The sequence below is a fragment of the Streptomyces avidinii genome (assembly GCF_045161815.1).
In the GTDB taxonomy this organism is placed as follows: Bacteria; Actinomycetota; Actinomycetes; order Streptomycetales; family Streptomycetaceae; genus Streptomyces; species Streptomyces avidinii.
Window position 1 is genome coordinate 313505 of the sequence record NZ_CP108863.1, and the last position, 18836, is coordinate 332340.

At 72.8% G+C, this 18836-nt stretch carries 18 protein-coding genes; 11 read left to right on the forward strand and 7 right to left on the reverse strand.

The window, feature by feature from the left end; all coding sequences use genetic code 11:
• The 3 genes from OG373_RS01520 to OG373_RS01530 all read left to right on the forward strand — a co-directional run bounded on the left by OG373_RS01520 (position 1) and on the right by OG373_RS01530 (position 1610).
• Complete coding sequence (locus tag OG373_RS01520) at positions 1 to 504, forward strand: hypothetical protein (protein ID WP_405435292.1); 504 nt, start codon at positions 1 to 3, stop codon at positions 502 to 504.
• A 75-nt stretch (positions 505 to 579) separates the two neighbouring features.
• Positions 580 to 993, forward strand: coding sequence for an ATP-binding protein (locus tag OG373_RS01525; protein WP_397730296.1), 414 nt, complete (start codon positions 580 to 582; stop codon positions 991 to 993).
• 53 nt (positions 994 to 1046) lie between these two features.
• On the forward strand, positions 1047 to 1610 hold the full coding sequence (locus OG373_RS01530; RefSeq protein WP_405435293.1) for a hemerythrin domain-containing protein: 564 nt from the start codon (positions 1047 to 1049) through the stop codon (positions 1608 to 1610).
• 58 nt (positions 1611 to 1668) lie between these two features.
• On the opposite strand, the gene OG373_RS01535 is transcribed toward OG373_RS01530, so the two are convergent.
• Entirely contained in the window at positions 1669 to 4134 is a 2466-nt protein-coding gene (locus OG373_RS01535; RefSeq protein WP_405435294.1) for a SpoIIE family protein phosphatase, read from the reverse strand.
• A gap of 224 nt (positions 4135 to 4358) precedes the next feature.
• On the opposite strand from OG373_RS01535, the gene OG373_RS01540 reads away from it, so the two are divergent.
• Positions 4359 to 4901 (forward strand): GNAT family N-acetyltransferase, encoded by a 543-nt coding sequence (locus tag OG373_RS01540; protein WP_405435295.1) that lies wholly within the window; start codon positions 4359 to 4361, stop codon positions 4899 to 4901.
• A gap of 60 nt (positions 4902 to 4961) precedes the next feature.
• On the opposite strand, the gene OG373_RS01545 is transcribed toward OG373_RS01540, so the two are convergent.
• From OG373_RS01545 to OG373_RS01555, 3 genes are all read right to left on the reverse strand, one after another.
• Positions 4962 to 5792, reverse strand: coding sequence for a hypothetical protein (locus OG373_RS01545; protein ID WP_405435296.1), 831 nt, complete (start codon positions 5790 to 5792; stop codon positions 4962 to 4964).
• 95 nt (positions 5793 to 5887) lie between these two features.
• Complete coding sequence (locus tag OG373_RS01550; protein ID WP_405435297.1) at positions 5888 to 6370, reverse strand: hypothetical protein; 483 nt, start codon at positions 6368 to 6370, stop codon at positions 5888 to 5890.
• Positions 6371 to 6459: 89 nt separating this feature from the next.
• Complete coding sequence (locus OG373_RS01555) at positions 6460 to 7452, reverse strand: helix-turn-helix domain-containing protein (protein ID WP_405443898.1); 993 nt, start codon at positions 7450 to 7452, stop codon at positions 6460 to 6462.
• A 361-nt stretch (positions 7453 to 7813) separates the two neighbouring features.
• On the opposite strand from OG373_RS01555, the gene OG373_RS01560 reads away from it, so the two are divergent.
• From OG373_RS01560 to OG373_RS01580, 5 genes are all read left to right on the forward strand, one after another.
• On the forward strand, positions 7814 to 8557 hold the full coding sequence (locus tag OG373_RS01560) for a class I SAM-dependent methyltransferase (protein WP_405435298.1): 744 nt from the start codon (positions 7814 to 7816) through the stop codon (positions 8555 to 8557).
• A gap of 142 nt (positions 8558 to 8699) precedes the next feature.
• Positions 8700 to 9686, forward strand: a complete 987-nt coding sequence (locus tag OG373_RS01565) for a hypothetical protein (RefSeq protein WP_405435299.1) — start codon at positions 8700 to 8702, stop codon at positions 9684 to 9686.
• 187 nt (positions 9687 to 9873) lie between these two features.
• A complete protein-coding gene (zwf, locus tag OG373_RS01570; RefSeq protein ID WP_405435300.1) occupies positions 9874 to 11325 on the forward strand; it encodes a glucose-6-phosphate dehydrogenase in 1452 nt (483 codons plus the stop codon).
• Between the two features lie 110 nt (positions 11326 to 11435).
• A complete protein-coding gene (locus tag OG373_RS01575) occupies positions 11436 to 12554 on the forward strand; it encodes an acyl-CoA dehydrogenase (protein ID WP_405435301.1) in 1119 nt (372 codons plus the stop codon).
• A 50-nt stretch (positions 12555 to 12604) separates the two neighbouring features.
• Positions 12605 to 13048: a glutaredoxin domain-containing protein gene (locus tag OG373_RS01580; RefSeq protein WP_405435302.1), complete on the forward strand. Its 444-nt coding sequence runs from the start codon at positions 12605 to 12607 to the stop codon at positions 13046 to 13048.
• Between the two features lie 49 nt (positions 13049 to 13097).
• Here OG373_RS01580 and OG373_RS01585 read toward each other — a convergent pair whose 3' ends face one another.
• Both OG373_RS01585 and OG373_RS01590 read right to left on the reverse strand, forming a co-directional pair.
• A complete protein-coding gene (locus tag OG373_RS01585) occupies positions 13098 to 14000 on the reverse strand; it encodes a GNAT family N-acetyltransferase (RefSeq protein ID WP_405435303.1) in 903 nt (300 codons plus the stop codon).
• A gap of 297 nt (positions 14001 to 14297) precedes the next feature.
• On the reverse strand, positions 14298 to 14879 hold the full coding sequence (locus OG373_RS01590) for a TetR family transcriptional regulator (RefSeq protein ID WP_397730280.1): 582 nt from the start codon (positions 14877 to 14879) through the stop codon (positions 14298 to 14300).
• 101 nt (positions 14880 to 14980) lie between these two features.
• Between OG373_RS01590 and OG373_RS01595 the strand changes: the two genes are divergently transcribed.
• The gene (locus OG373_RS01595) at positions 14981 to 15964 is read left to right on the forward strand and encodes an aldo/keto reductase (protein ID WP_405435304.1); all 984 of its coding nucleotides are present in this window, start codon (positions 14981 to 14983) and stop codon (positions 15962 to 15964) included.
• Between the two features lie 105 nt (positions 15965 to 16069).
• Positions 16070 to 17431, forward strand: a complete 1362-nt coding sequence (locus tag OG373_RS01600) for a hypothetical protein (protein WP_405435305.1) — start codon at positions 16070 to 16072, stop codon at positions 17429 to 17431.
• Here the strand turns inward: OG373_RS01600 and OG373_RS01605 are convergent.
• On the reverse strand, positions 17421 to 18776 hold the full coding sequence (locus OG373_RS01605) for an aminobutyraldehyde dehydrogenase (protein ID WP_405443899.1): 1356 nt from the start codon (positions 18774 to 18776) through the stop codon (positions 17421 to 17423). The genes OG373_RS01600 and OG373_RS01605 overlap by 11 nt on opposite strands.
• Positions 18777 to 18836: the final 60 nt, after the last annotated feature.

Genomic DNA, 18836 nt, shown 5'->3' on the forward strand with positions numbered 1-18836 from the left:
ATGCGGAACCAAGCGGACAGGGACGATCGGGCTGCCGGCGTCGAGCTGACGACGGAGGACATTGCGAACCCCGGGACGACTGCCGGAGCGGCGGCTGCCGCGCCGGACGCCCGGGCGGACGAGGGACGGCAGGTGCCCACGTACCCGGGTGAGGCCACGGCGGACACGCGGGGCGACGGATCGGCCGAGGAGGAGGCAGCCGTCGGCCACGAGGACGAGCGGACGCCGGCGGCGGACGAACCGCTGCTCGGCACCGAGGAGGCCGAGGGCTACCGCAGGTCCTGGAGCGCGATCCAGGGCCGGTTCGTGGATGACCCGCAGGAAGCGGTCAAGTCGGCGGACGCCCTGGTCGCCGAGGTGATGCAGGCGCTCGCCCAGACCTTCTCCTCGCGCAAGCAGGGGCTGGAGGGCCAGTGGGACCAGGGCGAACAGGTCGCCACGGAGGAGTTGAGGCTGGCACTCCAGCAGTACCGCTCCTTCTTCACCCGGCTGCTCAACACCTGAGACGACCCGCCGGTGCCGTGCAGGCACCCCCGCACAGAAAGAGAGAACGCCGCACACCATTCCCCGGAGCCCGCGATGACTCCCTCTGACCGACAACCGCAGCGGCATCTCGACCTGCCGCCCGACGTGCGCGCCGCCGGCCGGGCCCGTGACGAGACCTACCGGTTCCTGCACGGCATCGGCGACCGGGAGCACCCGGTGCACCCGGCCGCCGTGGACGCCGCCGCCCTGATCGTGACCGAGCTCGTCACGAACGCCGTCCGGCACACCGACGGCCCGTGCAGCCTCGATCTCGCCCTGCACGAGGGTCTGCTCGACATCGATGTGACCGACACCAGCTCGGTCCCGCCCGTGACCCGGCTGCCGCACCTCAACGGGAGCGGCGGCTGGGGCTGGATCCTCGTCCGCCACATCGCACGTGACGTCGACGTCATGCCGACGTCCACCGGTGGAAAACGCATCCACGTGTCCATGGCCGTCGCCGGGTGACACACACCGATATCAGCCCACACCACGTACGAACCCTGACCGAGGAGGACACCATGGGACACGGCGGTGACGTCATCGCAGAGCTGACCGTCGACCACCAGGAGGTGGAGGACTTCTTCAAGGACATCCAGGGGTTGCCCTCCGGGGATCCCCGCAGGAAGCACTACGCGGACAAGCTGACCATCGAACTGGTGCGGCACTCCGTGGCAGAGGAGGAATACCTGTACCCGGCCGTACGCGAGCATCTGCCGGACGGGGACGCCATCGCGGACAAGGAGCTGGAGGACCATGCGGCGGCCGAGCGGATCATGAAGGACCTGGAGGGGTGCAGGGCCGACGACCCCCGGTTCGACGGTCTGGTCGACAAGCTCATGACCGAGATCCGGGCGCACGTGGCCGACGAGGAGGGAAGCCTCTTCCCCCGGCTGCGCGGCGCGTGCTCGCCGGACACGCTGGCCGAACTCGGGGACAAGGTGCGCTCGGCCAAGAAGACCGCGCCCACCCGTCCGCATCCGTCCGCACCGGACAAGCCCCCGGTCAACAAGCTCCTCGCGCCCGGGGTCGGGCTCGTCGACCGCCTCCGCGACGCGATGAGCGGCCGCGGAAAGGGCTCCTGAACCGCGGTGGCCCCGGGGACTCGAGGCCTTTCCCCCCGGGGCTCGAGGCGTTCCGACGTCATTCGGCGTCCGACGGCAGATTGATGTCCAGGACGCACACGTCGTCGCGTCCGGCGGGGTGCAGCGAGGCCAGGAGCTGCGCCAGCGGTTCGTCGAACCCCCCGCCCATGGCCCTGGCGGCGGCCTCGGCGAGCCGCACGAGTCCGCGGTCCACGGTCTCCCCCGGTACCTCGATGAGGCCGTCGGTGTAGAGGAGAAGGTGGTCGCCGGGCTCCAGCTGGAGCGTCTCCTCCACGTACACGGAGTCGAAGGACGCCCCGAGGAGGTTTCCCTCCGGCAGGGGCAGGAAGCGCGCCTCGCCGTCACGGATCAGCAGGGGCGGCAGATGGCCGGCCCGCACCCAGGCGAGGCGCCGCTCCGCCGGACGGTACCGCGCCATGATCATGGTGGCCGTGGTGGCGGCCTGGTCGGCCGTGTGCAGGAGGAGGGTGTTGAGCCGTCCCATGGCATCGGGGAGCGCCGAGCCGGTGATGATCATGCCTTTGGCGGTGAAGCGCAGCTGGGCCATGGCCCCGACGGCGTCGAGGCCATGGCCCGCGACGTCACCGACGACGAAGAGGGCGCTCTTGTCCGGGAGTTCGATGGCGCTGTACCAGTCGCCGCCGACGTTCACTCCGGTGTCCGAAGGCACGTAGGCGATGTCGACGCAGAGGCCCACCAGCTCGATCGACTGCTCGGGGATCGGCAGCAGCGCGTGCTGGAGGCGTGCGGCGATGGCCCGTTCGGCCTGGAGCACGCCGCGCTGGACCAGTACGGCCCGCTCGCTCTCCTGCAGGGCGAGCTCGGTGTCCCGCTGGGGGGTGAGGTCCTGGAAGAATCCGTGCACCTCAACCGGGGCGCCGTAGGCGTCCGTCTCCGCTTCGGCCACGATGCGCAGGTGACGGACCCCGGCCGCCGTGCCGATGCGGAACGTCCGGTCGATCGGGGCCCCTTCGCCCAGCAGCCGCTGGACCGCGTCGGCGAGTTTCGGCAGGTCCTCCGGAACGAGATACTGCGGGAGTTCCTCCAATCGCATGGGCCCCAGGTCCGGCGCGCGGTCGAAGATCGCGTACACCTGGTCGGACCAGTCGACGGTGTCCGTGGCCAGATTCCAGTCGGCCCAGCCGAGGTTGCCCAGCCGCTGCATGGTGGTCAACCGACGGATCTCGCGGGCGGCGGTGTCGTGGCGTACCCACGAGACGATCAGCCGGCCGCCCAGACGGGTGGCCCGAACCGAGAACACGGAGGTCTCGGGAACCCCGGCTATCACTTCGCGGTACGAGAACGGCTCGCCGTCATAGGTGGTTCCGGTCTCCAGGGCGTCGAGGTAGCCCTGCCACAACGGGGTGCCCGCCACGGTCGGATAGGTCTCCAGGACCCGTCGGCCCACCAGCTCCTTGCCGCGCCGGCCCGCCACGTCCACCGAGTCCGGCGCGGCCGCCTCGATGCGGTAGTCCTCCACCTCGCCGTGCGGCGAACGCACGGGGGTGAGGAGGATGGCCGCCCCGGAGACGGTGTCGAAGATCTTCTGGACCGCGGCCACCTCCGGGTCCGCGGGCGAGGTGGTGCGGCGCTCGAAGGCACGCAGGGAGCCACCGCACAGCCGCACGGCCTGCTGGAGCAGGGCCCGCTCACCGGCGCCGAACGGGGTACGGAGCCTGCGGAGGAATCCGATGGCGCTGGTGACCCCCTCCTCGCCCGGTACGGGGATCCACGCGCGGGTGGGCCACCGCTCCGGCGGCCCGATGAGCAGGTACTTCGCGGTGTCCTGGGCCGGATCCTCCAGCCATCGCGGCTCGCCGGAGGTGATCGCCTCCAGGGCGGCGACACCGACCAGCGGGGGGATGTCCTGCCACTGCGCGGCCAGTACCGCGTCGATCCCCGAGTGACCGATGAGCGTCAGCCGCCCGGCCCCGCCCAGGCTGTAGATCATCACGCCGTCCACCCCGACCGGGCGGCGCAGCGCCTCGTGCAGGACCTCCGCCGCGTCGCCGGTGGTCCGGGCATCGGCCAGTGAGACGGCCAGGCCGGCGAGGAGCGCGCGCGAGTCCTTGTCGCCGTGACCGACGGTGAGGTAGCGGTCCGAGTCGAAGACCGACCGGCCTCCGTCCGGGGCCGGACCGCGGCCGGTCGTGACGGGTGCGGTCGTGACGGGTGCGGGGGTCTTCGGAACGACTGCGGTGGGACGTGACGGCCTCGATGGTCCCGAGAGCTTCGATCGGATCCCGCCGAGGGTGATCCAGCATTCCTCCATCAGCGTCCCGCCCCGGTGCCCTGCGCGTTCGACCAGCGCCTCGTACGCCGCGTCGGCCGACAGGCCCTCCCGGGCCATCAGGACGCCCTTGGCCCGTTCCAGTACGGCGGTGATGGAGCCAAGGCCTTCCAGGTCCGCCACCTCGGCCCGGAGCCTGGCCACGACCTTGGCCAGGGCGAGCACCTCGGGCGACGCACCCTCATCACTGGAGGCCGCCGAATCCGTCTGCACCCTTCGAGCATGGCACGATCACGGATTCCGGCACGGATTCTCTGCGATCTCCGGTCCGCCCGTACGCGCGACCGCGCACCGGCGGTCGGTCCCGCCACTGCCTTGCCTCATCGTCCGATCGGGCTATGACCTGCGGTTTTACTGTCGGCGGATAATCCGGTGAACCGATGGCCGGACCCCGGATATCCTGCCTGGTCCCGCACCCGTCCCGGAGGTCCCCCAGCATGAGCAGCGCCGCGCCGTCCTTTCCCGACCGGATCGAGCTGACGGGCGAGGGCCTGCTCCTGCGCGACTGGACGGAGACGGACCTGGCCACGATGCCCGAGCTGTTCGACCACCCCGACATCGCCTACTGGACGCCGATCGTCTCGCCCTTCGACGACGAGGCGGCCCGCACCCGCCTGGACCGGGCCCGGCGGCTGCGCACCGAGGGCACGGCCCTCCTGCTCGCCATCACCGTCGACGGGGGTGTCCCGCTCGGCGAGGTGATGCTCAAGCGCGCGCCCGAGGGCACCGAGCTCGGCTACGCGCTCGGCCCGGCACACCGGGGCCGGGGGCTGGCCGCCCGGGCGGTGCGGCTGATGGCCGCGTACGCCTTCGAGCAGTTGGGCGTGGACCGGGTGATCCTGGAGCTGGAGGCCGAGAACGCGGCCAGCGTGGGGGTGGCCACCCGTGCCGGATTCCGGCTCCTCGACGTCCCGTTGATCACGGGTGAGGAGAAGGGCCGCCCGTACGCACTCCAGACCTGGGGCCTGGACCGCCCCTGACCGGGGCCCGCGCCGCGGGCGTTCTGCCCGGACGCCGCCGTGCCGACCGGGCCCGGGCCCTCAGCCCTCGCTCCGGTCCCGTTCCGCCAGTCTGCGCGCGGCTTTCTCCGCGCTCCGTTCGGCCTTGGCGCGGGCCTGCTCGGCCTGCCGGTGGAGGCGCTTCGCCTCCTGGGCCGCCCGCTGAGCGGCCTCGACCCGTTCCTGCAGGGCGGCGAGTTCGCCGCGCAGGTCGGCCGCGGCGGCTTCGGCCCGGTCCCGGGCGACCGACGCCTCGGTGAGATGTTCCTCGGCCTTCTGCAGGGCCGCCGATGCCTCGGCTGCCTCTTCCCGGGCGGCCGCCGCCCTCTTCTCGTCGACGGCCGGCGGGGCCGGTACGTCGGCCGTGCGGCGGGGTGCTGCGCCCGGAGCCGGCTCCAGGCCCTCGAACCCCACCGCCGCGGTCGGGGCCTTCCTCAGGCAGCCGGCCGCCCACTGGCGGGCGGTTTCCTCATCGGCCAGCAGCCCGTGGAAGATCCCTTCGATCTCACGCACCGCGGTCTCCCGAAGCTGCTCCCCCGCCCCGGCGGCCAGTTGTTCGGTCTCCCCGGCCAGCGCGGCGATCACCCGGTGCTGTTCGTGCGACAGCGTGCGCAGCTGCGCGCCGTCGAGCTCCCGATATGCCCGGCGCAGCTCCGCGCCGAGGCGCAGCAGTGCCTCGGCGCGGTCCGGATGACTGCGCGCCAGCAGATTGGCCGCCCATACGGCCAGGGTCGGTCTGCGCAGGGCGCCGATCGCGGCCGCGGCGGCGGCGTCCTTCTCCCGGCGGGCCCGGGCTGCGTGGGCGTCGCGTGCCGCGGTGAAGTCCGCCGGCCTCAGCCCGTACAGCTCGAAGATCACCGCATCCACGTCCACGCCGACCACCCTGCTCCGCGCCACGGCCCTGTTCCGACGTCATGCAGGATGCGGGCCGGCCCGTCGATGTTCGGGCCGGCCGCGGCGATGTCCTGTCAGAACACCAGCTTGTAGGTGACGTCCTTCGGGACCGGAGACGGCGCGGTGTCCGTGTAGACGAGCCGGATCGTCGTGAAGCGCTGCACGCCGGGGTGGTCCGGCCAGGGCTCCGGGGTGCTCAGGGTCACCGTCACCGGGTAGGACCGGAAACGGCCCGCCGCGCAGTAGGGCTTGCAGTCGTTCACCATGTCGGTGCCCTTGGCCGTCGCGGCCTTCGGCCCCCAGGTGTCCCAGTCGAGCCCGACCAGGCGGTTGTTGCCGTCTCCGCAGGCCAGCAAGTACTCCTCGGGCTTTACCTGGGCCTGCGAGAAGCAGTCGACGACCACGAGCGGCTCGGTCACCGGAGCCGCTACGGTCCGGGTCTGCGCGGAGGCAGGGACGGTGGCCGTGGCGAGAGCCGCCGCTGCACACAGCAGGGTGATGTTCCGCGCCCTGGACCGCAGTGCACGCACGAGCCGGCCGTCTGCTGATCTGTCCACGAGGCCCTCCTCGCCCGTCTTTCCCGCCGTCGGCACGGTGGGCATTCCCAGCTTCCCCCATGTGGATGTTCCTCGCACTCGCAGCGGCCTCAGGGCCTGGTGCGAGGCCTGTCCGGGCCCTGCGCGGCCAGGTGGAGGGCGTTCGCGCGGTGGTCGGTGGGGGTCGTCCCGTACGCGTCACGGAAAGCCCGGCTGAAGGCGGTCGCGGTGGGGAAACCCCAGCGGGACGCGATCGTCTGCACGTGGTGGGCGCTCAGGTCCGGGCGCGCGAGCTCGGCACGGGCTCGTGCCAGCCTGCTCCGGCGGATCCGTGCCGCCACGCTGACCGGCTGGTCGCGGAAGAGGTCGTACAGGCAGCGAAGGGAGATGCCGTGCCGGTCGGCGATCATTCGGGGAGTCAGGTCCGGGTCGCCGAGGTTGTTCTCGATGAAGCGGATGATCCGCCGCAGCGTCTCCTGGGCGCGGGCCTCGGCCGGCGCTTCCCCGGGATCGCCGAGCTGCTGCGCCAGGCACGTGGTGGCCAGGTCGAGGGCGACGGACCCCATTGCGCGCAGTTCCTGGTCACGGCATCCCGGGCCGTGGCCGGCGAGCGACTGCAGGAACCCGGCGAGGACCGCCGCCGACCCGCCGTCCACGCCGATCCCGCGTGCGAGGAGGCGGTCCACGCGGTCCGGGCGCAAAGGCAGGGCGGTGCGCGGGATCTGCAGGACGACGGCCTCCACCCGACCGTCCGCGCAGGCTCCCTCGTTCTCCATCGGTCGTGACGTGTCCGTCAGGACCAGGCCGCCGGCGACCACCGACTCGCTGCCCCGCTGGGAAATCCTGAACGCGCCCCGGGTCACCAGCGCCAGCTGGAACTGTTCGGGATCGCCCCGCCGGATGTGCGCCGGGGTCCGCCGTGACAGCACGGGCGAGAAGGCGAACGTCGACAGCCGGACCGCGCCCAGGTCGAGGTCGGTGATCCTGGCGTGGAAATCGGCCGTGTGCCGGGTGCTGAGCGTGACGGGCATCAGGTCGCTGGAGACCGTCTCGCAGAACCAGTCGAACCGGTCCCCGGCCGGCGCGGCCGCAGCCGACGTCATCGATGCCGTCGTCACCTGGTCTCCTGTCTCGGCCGCGTGTCGGCGATCCGGTTCCGGTTCGCGTTCCGGTTGTGGTTCCGGTTGTTGTTCCGGCTTCCGGTCGCGGCATCCGCGGACTTCGACCCTCCCGGCGTCACATGATCGCTCATCGTCCGGGCCGCGGCCTCCCCCGGCTCATCCGGCCTCACGGGAACGTTGGGTGATTGGAGGATCACCCCACCAACTTCTTTGTGTCATCTGCCAGTACGGCGCTCCGACACGTCCGCAGCAGACTTTCTGCCACGACCACGCCCCCGGTGAGCCGCTGGATCCGGGGAGCCCGTGTGGTCACGTACGGGACGCATCGACAAGGGGGAAGCACGTGAGCGTGCAACAGTACGACGCGATCGGTGAGGCGTTCGAGGGGTTCAAGGCTCTGCCGTTGACGCGGTTCGGGGAGGTACCGAGCTTCCTGGGCATGGTCGGTGACGTGAGCGGAAAGTCGGTCCTCGACCTGGCCTGCGGCACCGGCTTCTACAGCCGGGAGTTCAAGCGACGCGGCGCCACGGATGTCTTCGGTGTCGACATCTCCGTCGAGATGATCGCCGCCGCGCGGGAGATCGAACAGCGCGACCCGCTGGGTGTGCGGTACGAGGTCGGGGACGTGGCCGAACTGCGGCCTCTCCAGGAGCGCTTCGACATCGCGCTGGGCGTGCAGTGCCTCAACTACGCCGAGGACGTCGCGGGGTTGGAGCGGATGTGCCGCAACATCCACCGGAGCCTGGTACCGGGTGGGGAGTTCTTCGTGTTCGCCCAGAAGCCGGACTACCGGTTCGACTGCGCGTCCCTCGACAAGTACGGCTTCCTCTGCGAGCCGACCGGCGAGGAGACCGGGATGGGTCCGCGGGTGCAGGTCACGGCGCTGCTCGAGCCGCGGCCGATCACGATCGTCGGCACGGCCCTGCGCCGCGAGGTCTACGAGGAGTCTCTGCGGGCGGCCGGGTTCAGTGAACTGAAGTGGGTCCCGCTGCAGGTGTCCGACGCCGGTATCCGCGAGTTCGGCCGGGACTTCTGGGCGGATCTTCTCGCGAGCCCGCCGCTGGAGATGCTGCGCTGCCGCGCCTGATCGGCCGACCCGCCCGACCCGGGGTCCGGCGCGGCGCGGCGCGGGGGGAGGGACGATCCTGGGCGGGGCCTCCCGGGTGAGACACCGGGCGGCCCCGGCCCGGCAGACCGGGATGGGCCGTCCGCCTCACCACCATGTGCCCGTGACCCCATCCCACTTGATCGGTGCGCTCTGCGCCCTGGTCCTGCTCGCACCCCCGTCCGCGCACGCGGCCGCCGCACCCGCCGTGACCCCGGCCTCCGGCCCCGACCGGCCGGGGGACTTCTTCGCCGGCCTCCCCAAGGGCGGTGACCTGCACAACCACCTGCCCGGCGCGGTCACCACCGAGTTCCTGATCGAACTCGCCGCCGGGGACGGACTGTGCATCACCACCGACACCACCACCGCGGTGCCCCCGCCGTGCGGGGCGGGCACCCGGCTCGCCACCGATGCCGTCTCCGACGCGGCGTTCCGCCGGCAGGTCGTCCGGGCCTGGTCGATGCAGGACTTCCCGGCTGACGGCAACGGCCACGACCACTTCTTCGCGACTTTCGGCAAGTTCGGCGAGGTGGCCCGGCGACACCCCGGCCGGATGCTCGCGGAGGTCGCGGGCTCAGCCGCCCGGCAGAACACCGACGCCGAGTTCCGCGCCGCCGCGCACTGCGACACCCCGCGGCCCGACGCGGCGTGCTCCCTGCCGTACCGCCGGATCTCCCAGGTCGCCCGCGCCGGCACCCCGGAGCGGGTGTTCACCCGGATGGCGCTCGGCATGCGGCTGGCCGAGCGCGACCCGCGCTTCGTCGCCGTGAACCTGGTGCAGCCGGAGGACGACCCGGTCGCCCTGCGGGACTACCGCCTGCACATGCGGATGCTGAACTACCTGAAGACCCAGTATCCGAAGGCGCACATCACCCTCCACGCGGGTGAGCCGGTGCCCGGTCCGGTCAAGCCGGAGGACCTCACCTTCCCTATCGGGGAGGCCGCCCGGACCGGCCGCGCCGAGCGGATCGGGCACGGTGTGTCGGTCCTGCACGAGGACCGCCGGGAGTCGCTCATGCGCTACATGGCCGAGCGGCGGATCGCGGTCGAGGTCCCCTTCCACCGCTTCGAGACCGTCCGTGCCCGCGCCATCCGCCCCGGCTCGCCCTGATCCCGGAGCCCCCGGCCGGTCCCGGCCCGCGGCCCGCACGGGTGCGGGGTGCGAGCCGCGGCCGTCCGCGCACCGGTGCCCGACACGCGTGACCCGGGTGGTGGACTCCCGCGTGCCGGATCCGGGGCCGGCTTGCACAGTGGGGGCCTGAGGGCGATGCGACCGCCCGGAACGGGAGTACGGCCCCATGACCCAGCCCGCCCCGTCCCCCGCGCCGAGCCCGGCGGACCACGTCATCGTCGTCTTCGGCGCCACGGGCGACCTGGCCCGCCGCAAACTGCTGCCCGGGCTGTTCCATCTCGCCAAGGCGGGGCTGATGCCGCAGCGCTACCGCATCGTGGGCTCCGCCCCGGCGACCGAGGCCCTCACCGACGACGCGTTCCGCGCCCACGCGCGGGAGGCCGTGGCCGAGTTCGGCCGCTCGCGTCCCGAGGGCCCCGCATGGCAGGAGTTCGAGTCCGCGCTGTCCTTCGGGGCGGCCGACGCGGATGCCGCGGAGCCCCTGGTGACGGCGGTGCGCGAGGCCGAGCGGGCCGTCGGAGGCAGTCCGCGACGGCTCTTCCACCTCGCTGTCCCGCCCGTCGCGTTCACCTCCATGGTGGAGCTCCTCGGGACCACGGGGCTCGCCCAGGAGGCCCGGGTCATCGTCGAGAAGCCCTTCGGTACCGACCTCGCGTCCGCCCGCGCGCTCAACGCGGCCGTCCACGCCGTCTTCGACGAGTCCCGGGTGTTCCGCATCGACCACTTCCTCGGCAAGGAGGCGGTGGACAACATCCTCGCCCTCCGGTTCGCCAACGGTCTGTTCGAGCCCCTCTGGAACCGCGAGCACATCAGCCACGTGCAGATCGACGTGCCCGAGCAGATCGACATCCAGGGCCGTGCGCACTTCTTCGAGGGCACCGGAACCTTCCGCGACATGATCGTCACCCATCTGTTCCAGCTGCTCGGTTTCGTCGCGATGGAGCCGCCGGTCACCTTTGACGCCCAGGCGCTCCGGGACGAACAGGTGAAGGTCTTCCGGAGCATGCGGCGGCTGGACCCGGCGCACGTCGTCCGCGGGCAGTACACCGGCTACCGCGCCGAGCCCGGGGTCGATCCGGCCTCGGACACCGAGACCTTCGCCGCCCTGCGCGTCGAGATCGACAACTGGCGCTGGGCGGGGGTCCCCTTCCACCTGCGTTCCGGCAAGGCACTCGCCCAGGGGCGGCACGTCGTCACCCTGGGTCTGCGCGAGCCCGTCCTCGGCATGTTCCCGCTGGACGCTCGGGTGGCGGCCTCCGGCCGGGGCAACGAACTCGTCATCGACTTCGCCGATCCCGGCTCCGTCACCGCCCGGTTCCTCGTCAAGGAGCCCGGCCCGTCCATGCAGTTGGCCGAGGCCGAGATGGTCTTCGGTTATCGCGGCTCCTTCACCGCCGACAACTCCCTGGAGGGCTACGAGCACCTGCTCCTGGAGGCCATGCTCGGCGACCAGTCCTTCTTCACGCGGTCCGACGGCATCGAACGCCTCTGGGAGGTCTCGGCCCCGCTGCTGGAATCGCCCGCGCCCGTGGAACCGTACGCTCCGGGAACCTGGGGTCCCGACCGGATCGAGGAGCTGGTCGCTCCCTACCGCTGGCACCTTCCCGACGCGCGCTGAGCCGGCCCGGCCGGAACCGTGCGGAGCACCGGCGTGCGCATGCGTAGGGTCTGTCGGGGACGGTGCGCCGACCGGGCGTACGGGACACATCCACGATGAGGTGAGCGCAGTTGCGAGGGTTACCGGGCGACGGGACGCAGTTGGGGACGCCGGCGGAACTGGCGGCCGAGCCGCTGGTCGAGTCGGTGGCACGCGTCGCGAGCGCCGTACTGCGGCCCGAGGCGGAACGCACCGCCGTGCAGGGCGTCTCCCGTGCCCATCTGGACGAACTGGCCCGCAGCGGCGCCCACGGGATCCTCGAGTACGAGCCGTCGCCGGACAGCGGTTGCACCAGGAAGCAGGTGGTCCGCGAGGTCCACGAGATCCTCGCCGCGGTGGATCCGTCCACCTGGTTCGTCTACACCCAGCACTTCGGCCTCGTGAAGGCGCTCTCCAAGAGCGCCAACGCTCCCCTGCGCGACCGCTGGCTGCCCGACCTGGCCACGGGTGTGAAGCAGGCCACGGCCGGCTTCGCGTACCTGCGCCATCCTCAGCCGCCCGTGTCCGCGGAGCGGTCCGAGGGGGGGTGGCGGCTGCGCGGCCGGGTGCCCTGGATGACCGGCTGGGGCATCACGGACACGGCGGTCCTCGGCGCCGTCACCGCCGATGACCAGGCCCTGTTCGTGCGCGTCGACTGCGGGACGGAACCGGGCCGGGGCCTGTGCGCCGTGGAATCGCCACCGCTGTGGGCGATGGGCGCGACCCGCACGGCGGCCGTGGAACTGCGGGACGTCGTCGTACCGCCGGGCGACGTGATCTCCATCGGGCCCAGGTCGCAGTGGGCCCGGTCCTACGATCTGGAGAACGCGAACACCAACCCGGCCGTCTTCGGCCATCTGCGCGCGGCCGTCGACCTGCTGTTGGCGGCCGCGCCCCGGGCCGGAGCCACGTACGAGGACCTCGCCCACCGGCTGGCGGAGGAGGGCGCCCGGCTGCGCACCGAGGCGTACGCCCTGCGCGACGAGCTGGCCCCCGAGGAGGAGGTACCGGCCCGGATCGAGAACCGGGCCGCGGCCCTGGACCTGGGAGTGCGGGCCGCCACCGCCTGTGTGGCGGCGACCGGCGGCCGCGCCGTGCAGTACGGGAACACGGCGGGCCGCCTGGCCCGGGAGGCCCTGTTCCACCTGATCCAGGCTCAGACGCCGCAACTGCGGGAAGCCACCGGTGAGATGACGCTCCGGCGGATCTGAGGCAGGCGGCGCAAAGGGATCACGCGGGGCTCCGGATAGCCTTCGTCCTCATGATGCGCGCCTGGATCCTGCCGTTGTTGCTCGTGGTGTGCGGTGCGCTCGTCGCGGCCACGCTGGCCGTCAGGGGTTTCGCCGGAGCCGCCGTCCCCCTGCTGGTGCTGTTCGTGCTGCTCGCGGGCCTGCACTCGCCGCTGGCGTTCCCGCGATCGATCGGTGCGGCGGAGACGCAGCGCCGCAGCGCGCTCGACGGCCGGCCGGTCGTCCACTGGCGGGCGGGCTGCCCGTACTGCCTCCGGCTGCGGATCCGGTTGGGGCGCGACGCCGGCCGTTTGCACTGGGTCGACATCTGGCGCGACCCGTCCGGGGCGGCGGCGGTCCGGGCGGCCAACGACGGCAATGAGACCGTGCCGACCGTCATGGTGGCCGGGCGGCCGCACACCAACCCCGATCCCGTATGGGTGCGCGAACAGCTCGCTCCGCGTCCCCGCACCTGAGTGCGCGAGGGACGGATGCGGAGCGAGCGGTCCGCGGCCTCATGCCGTCCTAGGACACGGCCCCGGGGGCGGGGTGGAAGTTGATGCGCTCGCGCACCACGGGGAAGCCGGCCCTGGTGAAGTTCGCGGCCATCGGGAAGTTGCCCCGGTCCGTGGCGCCGGTGACGGCCTCCGCGCCGTGTTCCACCAGGAAGTGGGTGCACTCCGCGAGGAGGTCGTAGGCGTAGCCGCGGCCGCGGTGTTCGGGCAGAACGCCGATGAAGCCGATGGTCGGTCCGGAGGGGTTGTGGGCCGGGATGTGGATGCCGGCCAGCTCGCCCTCCGGGGTGTGGGCGAGTTGCCACCACTCACGCGGGGACGGGCACCAGTGGAAGAATTCGAGTTCTTCCCGCGCGGCCCGGTCGAGGCCGCCCTCCTCGATGGCCTTCAGTGAGTGGGCGTCCAGCGTGGCCGAGTGGATGCGGCGCAGCGCGTCGAAGAAGACCGTGTCGTCGGGTTCGGGGGTGAAGAAGAGGCGACCGGGCCGCTCGGGCAGTCCGCGCTCCGGGGTCCAGCGGTACAGGAAGCGTTCCACCAGGAGCTCGTACCCGGCGGCCCGGGCGGCGGCGAAGCGGGTTTCGGCGGCGGCGGCGAGCTCGGGGCGCTCGCGCCAGTCGCCGGGCAGGTTGAGTTCGAGTTCGACCTGCCACGGGGCGGAGCGCAGGAGTTCGGCCCCGGCCTCCACCTCGCCCTCGGCGACGTCGAACCAGTTGAGGTTGACGGGTTGCTCGTCATCGGGGCCGCCCCACCAGGCGCCGCGGGCGACGACGGTGCCGTCGCGCAGGGCCACTCGCTTCCAGTCGGGGCGGTGCGTGGTCCGCTGGTGAGCGGCGCGGGCGTTCAGCGGGTCGGGGTGTGCGTCGAACAGGTGGGCGTCGCTCTCGTCGAGCGCGCGGATGACCGTATCGGTCACGGGTTCCTCCGGGAGGTGTACGGCAGGAGCGCTCCCGGTCGGATCAGACGTACCACACCGGGGTAACGGGGAGGGAGCGCTGGATGGTTGAGGACTGCACGGCACTCGCCTCCTTCCGTTCGTCTCACGCGGCGTGGTCCGGAGCCAGACGTTACTTGACCACCGTCGGGTCCGTCCACGGATATTGCGCAGCCGTGCCGCCGGCCCCTCGCCCACTGCGACGGCTGCCGGTTCCGGTGGCCCGGCGGCCGCGCCGACCTCGGCCACCCGTAGGCCGCCGTCCGGGCCCGAGGACGGTCAGGCGCCGGGGGCGGTGAGCCGGCGTACGGATTCCACCACCGCCGTGCGGTGCTCGGCGAGCCGCTCCGCGGCCCAGTCGGCGTCCGGCCCTCCCCCGGCCGCCGGGCCGCCCACCGCGCCGAACCAGGCCTGCGAGAGGCCCATGACCAGCGTCAGCAGATCGGCCGGGGCCAGCCGGGCGTCGATGCGGCCCGCTTCCTGCGCCTGCCGCACCGCCTCGATCTTGCCCGCGTAGGAGGAGGACTCCGCGTCCGCGGAGCCCGGGCGCTCCAGTTGCTTCCACAGCACGAGACGCATCAGCGCCGGGCGCTCGACGAGGTGGTCGAAGACCGCCCCCGCGTAGCCGGGCAGGTCGTCGGCGTCGAACGGGACGGACTCCGAGCCCGTCTCCAGGGCCTGCTGGAGCACGGCGTCGAAGAGCTGCTCCTTGTTGCCGTAGTAGACGTAGATCAGCCTCTTGTTCGCCTGCGCCGTCTCGGCGATGCGGTCGACGCGCGCCCCCGCGATGCCGTACGTCGCGAACTCGGTGAAGGCCGCGTCGAGCAGCCGCGTCCTGGTCGCTTGGGAATCCCGTGCCATGGACCGCAGCCTAGCAAGTAACTATCCGGTTATTGACAAACGGAACCGGCACGTCGCAGACTCTATCTATCCAGTTAGTTACATCTGATGAGGAGCACACCATGGAGATCCGCGCACTGGGTGGCCAGGGCCTGGAGGTCGGCGCCGAGGGCCTCGGCCTGATGGGCATGAGCGCCCACTACGGCGCCACCGACGAGACCGAGTCGCTCGCCACGATCGACCGCGCCCTGGAACTGGGCGTCACCCTCCTCGACACCGCCGAGGGCTACGGCCCCTTCCGCAACGAACAGCTCCTCGGCAAGGCCCTGTCCGGCCGCCGCGCGGCCGCCGTGGTCGCCACGAAGACCGGCATCGAGTTCTCCGACGAAGGCACTCTCCTCGGCCACAACGGGTCCCCCGAGTACATCCGCCGCTCGGCCGACCGCTCCCTGCGCCACCTGGGCGCCGACCACATCGACCTCTACTACCTGCACCGCGTCGACCCGAACGTGCCGATCGAGGAGAGCGTGGGCGCCATGGCCGAGCTGGTCGAGGCCGGCAAGGTCCGCCACATCGGACTGTGCGAGGTCTCCCCCACCACGATCGCCCGCGCCCACGCCGTGCACCCGCTGACCGCCGTACAGACCGAGTACAGCCTCTTCGAACGCGGCATCGAGCACGACGGCGTCCTCGACACCCTCCGGGAACTCGGCATCGGGCTCGTCGCCTACTCCCCGCTCGGGCGCGGATTCCTCTCCGGCGCCATCACCGGCCCGGACGACTTCGCTGCGGACGACTTCCGCCGGACCGACCCCCGCTTCCAGGGCGAGAACTTCCACCGCAACCTCGCCGTCGTGGACCGGGTGCGCCGGCTCGCCGCCGAGAAGGGCGTCACCCCCTCGCAGCTCGCCCTGGCCTGGACCCTCCAGCAGGGCGCGGTCCCCATCCCGGGCACCAAGCGCCGCCGCTACCTGGAGGAGAACGTCGCCGCCACCGCCGTGACGATCACCCCCGCGGAGCTGGCCGCCATCGACGCCGTGGCGCCGCACGGTGTGGCCGCCGGCGACCGTTACGCACCCGAGCTGATGGCCTCCCTGAACGGTTGATCTTGTTAGGGTGCGGAGACCGGGCCGGGGGCGGCACCCCGGGGGACGGACGGGACGTGGGCGATGGCGGGGGCGGCGGCGGACGGGCCTTCCCGGAGCGAGCGGATGACGGTGCGCTTCCACCTCACCTGCCTGGCCACCCTGCTCCCCTACCATCAGCGCCCCGCCGCCCTGGAAGCGTTGCTCGGCGTCGACCCCGCCCTCTTCCACATGGGGTTCGACCCGCCCACCCCCGTCACCGAGGCGATCCTGCGGCTGGGCGGCGCCCGGCTGCAGGCCGCCCTCGCGGGCGCCGTCCGCAGCGGTGACACGCAGCGGGCCCTGTGCGCCCTGGACATCCCCGAGGTCGACGCCGCGCTGCGGGACAACGACCAGGTGGACTACGGGACCACGCGTCTGCTGCGGCTGCGGGACCCGGCGGCCGCCGCCCTGGGGCGCGGGTACCACCCGGGCCACCACCAGGCGGCACTCCTGTCGGGCGACCCGGATCTCGTGGCGGCCGCCCTCGTCGACCGGCGGGGCGAGCACCGGCCGACCACCCGGGCCGCCGCCTGGGCGACCCTACGCGCCCACGGCGGAACGGCCCGGGTGCGGGCGGTGGCGGCCGAGCCGACCGGCCACGACGACCCGACCGACGCCGACATCGCCCGGGCCTGCGGCGAGGCGGATCCGGAACCTTTCCTCGAAACGGCCCTCGAACTCCGGCTCGGCACCGGCGCACTGCTGCGGGCGCTGCGGGCGGCGCACCGCGGGGATCGGGCGCCCAGGGTGGTCCGCCGCGCGACGGAGCACATCCTGAGGGAGCCCTACCGGATCGACTGGGCCCTGATCGCGGCGGCGCGGCTCGGCCGCCGGCTGCCGCGCACGGCCGCGGAGGTACTGGCCGGGCGCCCCGACTGCCCGCCGGAGGTGGCGGTCGTCCTGCGGACCGGGCAGCCGGCCCGTCCCGGGCGCCCGTTGCCGCCACCGGCACCCGAGCCGGCGCCCCCGGAGCGGTACCGGCCGCCTCGGTCCACCTGGCTGCCCGCGTGGAAGCCGCCCGGGGACACCGGCCCGCTCGGGGCGAGCGCCGATTCGGCGCGCCACGCCCTGCGGACCATGACCGTCGCCTTCGACGCCCGCGAGGATCCGGCCGCCGCCACCCTCGACCACCTCGGCGCGGTGATCGAGCGCGGGCAGCTGTCGGCGTTCGAGGCGGCCCCGCTGGTGCGTCCGGCGAGCCTGCTGACCTCCTGGGTCGGCCAGGGGTCCGGCTGGGGGTCGGTCTCGCACGCCGCGTGGAGCGGCCGTGCTGCCCTCCACGTGGAGACGGCCGCCCTGCTGGCCCGCTGGAGCGACGGTGGCGTGTCCGCCGAGCGGTGGGTCGCGCTCGGCTCCCGGCTGCGGCACTGTCCCGGCTCGCTGCCCGAGCTGCTGGCCGAGGTGGCCGCCGCCCACCCGGAGGCTCCGGACGGGCTCACAGCATGACGTGCTTGACCTGGGTGTAGTCCAGCAGGCCCGCCATCGACAGGTCGCTGCCGTAACCCGAGTGCCCTACCCCGCCGTGGGGCATCTCGGAGACGGTGGTGCCGTGCGTGTTCACCCAGACGATCCCGGTGTGCAGCGCCCGGGTCGCACGCATCGCACGGTCGTGGTCGGTGGTCCACACACTGGCGGCGAGGCCGTGGCGGACGTCATTGGCCAGATGCAGGGCCTCCGCCTCGTCCGTGAAGGACTGCACGGTCACGACGGGCCCGAAGATCTCCTCCTGCACGATCTCGTCGCCCTGGCGCACACCCGCCACGACGGTCGGTTCGTGGAAGAAGCCGGGCCGCGCGAGGCGCGCGCCACCGGTGACGATCTCGGCGCGCCGCGGCAGCCGGTCGAGCAGCGCCCGTACCGACCCGAGCTGGGCGGCGTTGTTGAGCGGGCCGAAGTCGGCGTCCGGCTCGTCCGGGGCGCCCGTGCGCAGTTTGCCCGCCTCGGCCGCGAAGGCCGCGAGGAACGCGTCGTGCACCCGTCGGTCCACCAGGAACCGGGTGGGCGCGGTGCAGTCCTGGCCGGCGTTGTAGTAGGCGACCGCGGCGAGGGCGGCGGCCGTCGCCTCGACGTCCACGTCGTCGTGGACGAGGACCGGGGCGTTGCCGCCGAGCTCCAGGTGGACCCGTTTGAGGTCGGCCGCCGCTGCGGCGGCTATCTCCCGCCCGGCGCGCACGCTGCCGGTGACCGCGATGAGGGCGACCTCGGGATGCGCGGTGAGCGCGCGGCCGGTGTCGCGATCGCCGCAGACCACGTTGAGCACGCCCGGCGGCAGGTGGGCGGCCGCGATGCGGGCCAGCAGCGCGGCGGACGAGGGGGTGGTGTCGGCGGGCTTGAGCACGGTCGTGTTGCCGGCGGCGATCGCCGGGGCGATCTTCCACACCGCCATCATCAGCGGATAGTTCCAGGGGGTGATCTGGGCGCAGACTCCGACCGGTTCGCGCCGCAGCACGGAGGTACGGCCCTCGGCGTATTCGGCCGCGGCGAGGCCCGGCAGGTTGCGCGCGGCTCCGGCGAAGAAGCGGACGGTGTCGACGATCGCGGGCAGTTCCTCGGTCCGGAACTGGCGGGCGGGCTTTCCGGTGTCGCCGGTCTCGGCTGCCACCAGCGCGTCCGCGTGCTCCTCGATGGCGTCGGCGATGCCGAGCAGGGCGCGCTGGCGTACGGCCGGGGTGGTCGTGGACCAGTGCGCGAACGCGGCTGCGGCGGCCCTGCAGGCGGCGTCCGTGTCGGCCCGGCCGGAGCGCTGGGCGAGGCCGTGCACGGCGCCGGTGGCCGGGTCGACCAGCTCCATCGTCGCGCCCGAGGCGGCGGGCCGGTCCGCGCCCGCGATGTGGTTGAGCACGGTGTCGAT

Bases quoted from the DNA above. Each gene is read 5' to 3' on its own strand.
- OG373_RS01580 (WP_405435302.1), top strand. From the start codon at position 12,605: ATGATGCGCGCCTGGATCCTGCCGTTGTTGCTCGTGGTGTGCGGTGCG.
- OG373_RS01600 (WP_405435305.1), top strand. From the start codon at position 16,070: ATGACGGTGCGCTTCCACCTCACCTGCCTGGCCACCCTGCTCCCCTAC.
- OG373_RS01555 (WP_405443898.1), bottom strand. From the start codon at position 7,452: ATGACGTCGGCTGCGGCCGCGCCGGCCGGGGACCGGTTCGACTGGTTC.
- OG373_RS01525 (WP_397730296.1), top strand. From the start codon at position 580: ATGACTCCCTCTGACCGACAACCGCAGCGGCATCTCGACCTGCCGCCC.
- OG373_RS01530 (WP_405435293.1), top strand. From the start codon at position 1,047: ATGGGACACGGCGGTGACGTCATCGCAGAGCTGACCGTCGACCACCAG.
- OG373_RS01540 (WP_405435295.1), top strand. From the start codon at position 4,359: ATGAGCAGCGCCGCGCCGTCCTTTCCCGACCGGATCGAGCTGACGGGC.
- zwf (WP_405435300.1), top strand. From the start codon at position 9,874: ATGACCCAGCCCGCCCCGTCCCCCGCGCCGAGCCCGGCGGACCACGTC.
- OG373_RS01605 (WP_405443899.1), bottom strand. From the start codon at position 18,776: ATGGAGCTGGTCGACCCGGCCACCGGCGCCGTGCACGGCCTCGCCCAG.
- OG373_RS01590 (WP_397730280.1), bottom strand. From the start codon at position 14,879: ATGGCACGGGATTCCCAAGCGACCAGGACGCGGCTGCTCGACGCGGCC.
- OG373_RS01520 (WP_405435292.1), top strand. From the start codon at position 1: ATGCGGAACCAAGCGGACAGGGACGATCGGGCTGCCGGCGTCGAGCTG.
- OG373_RS01595 (WP_405435304.1), top strand. From the start codon at position 14,981: ATGGAGATCCGCGCACTGGGTGGCCAGGGCCTGGAGGTCGGCGCCGAG.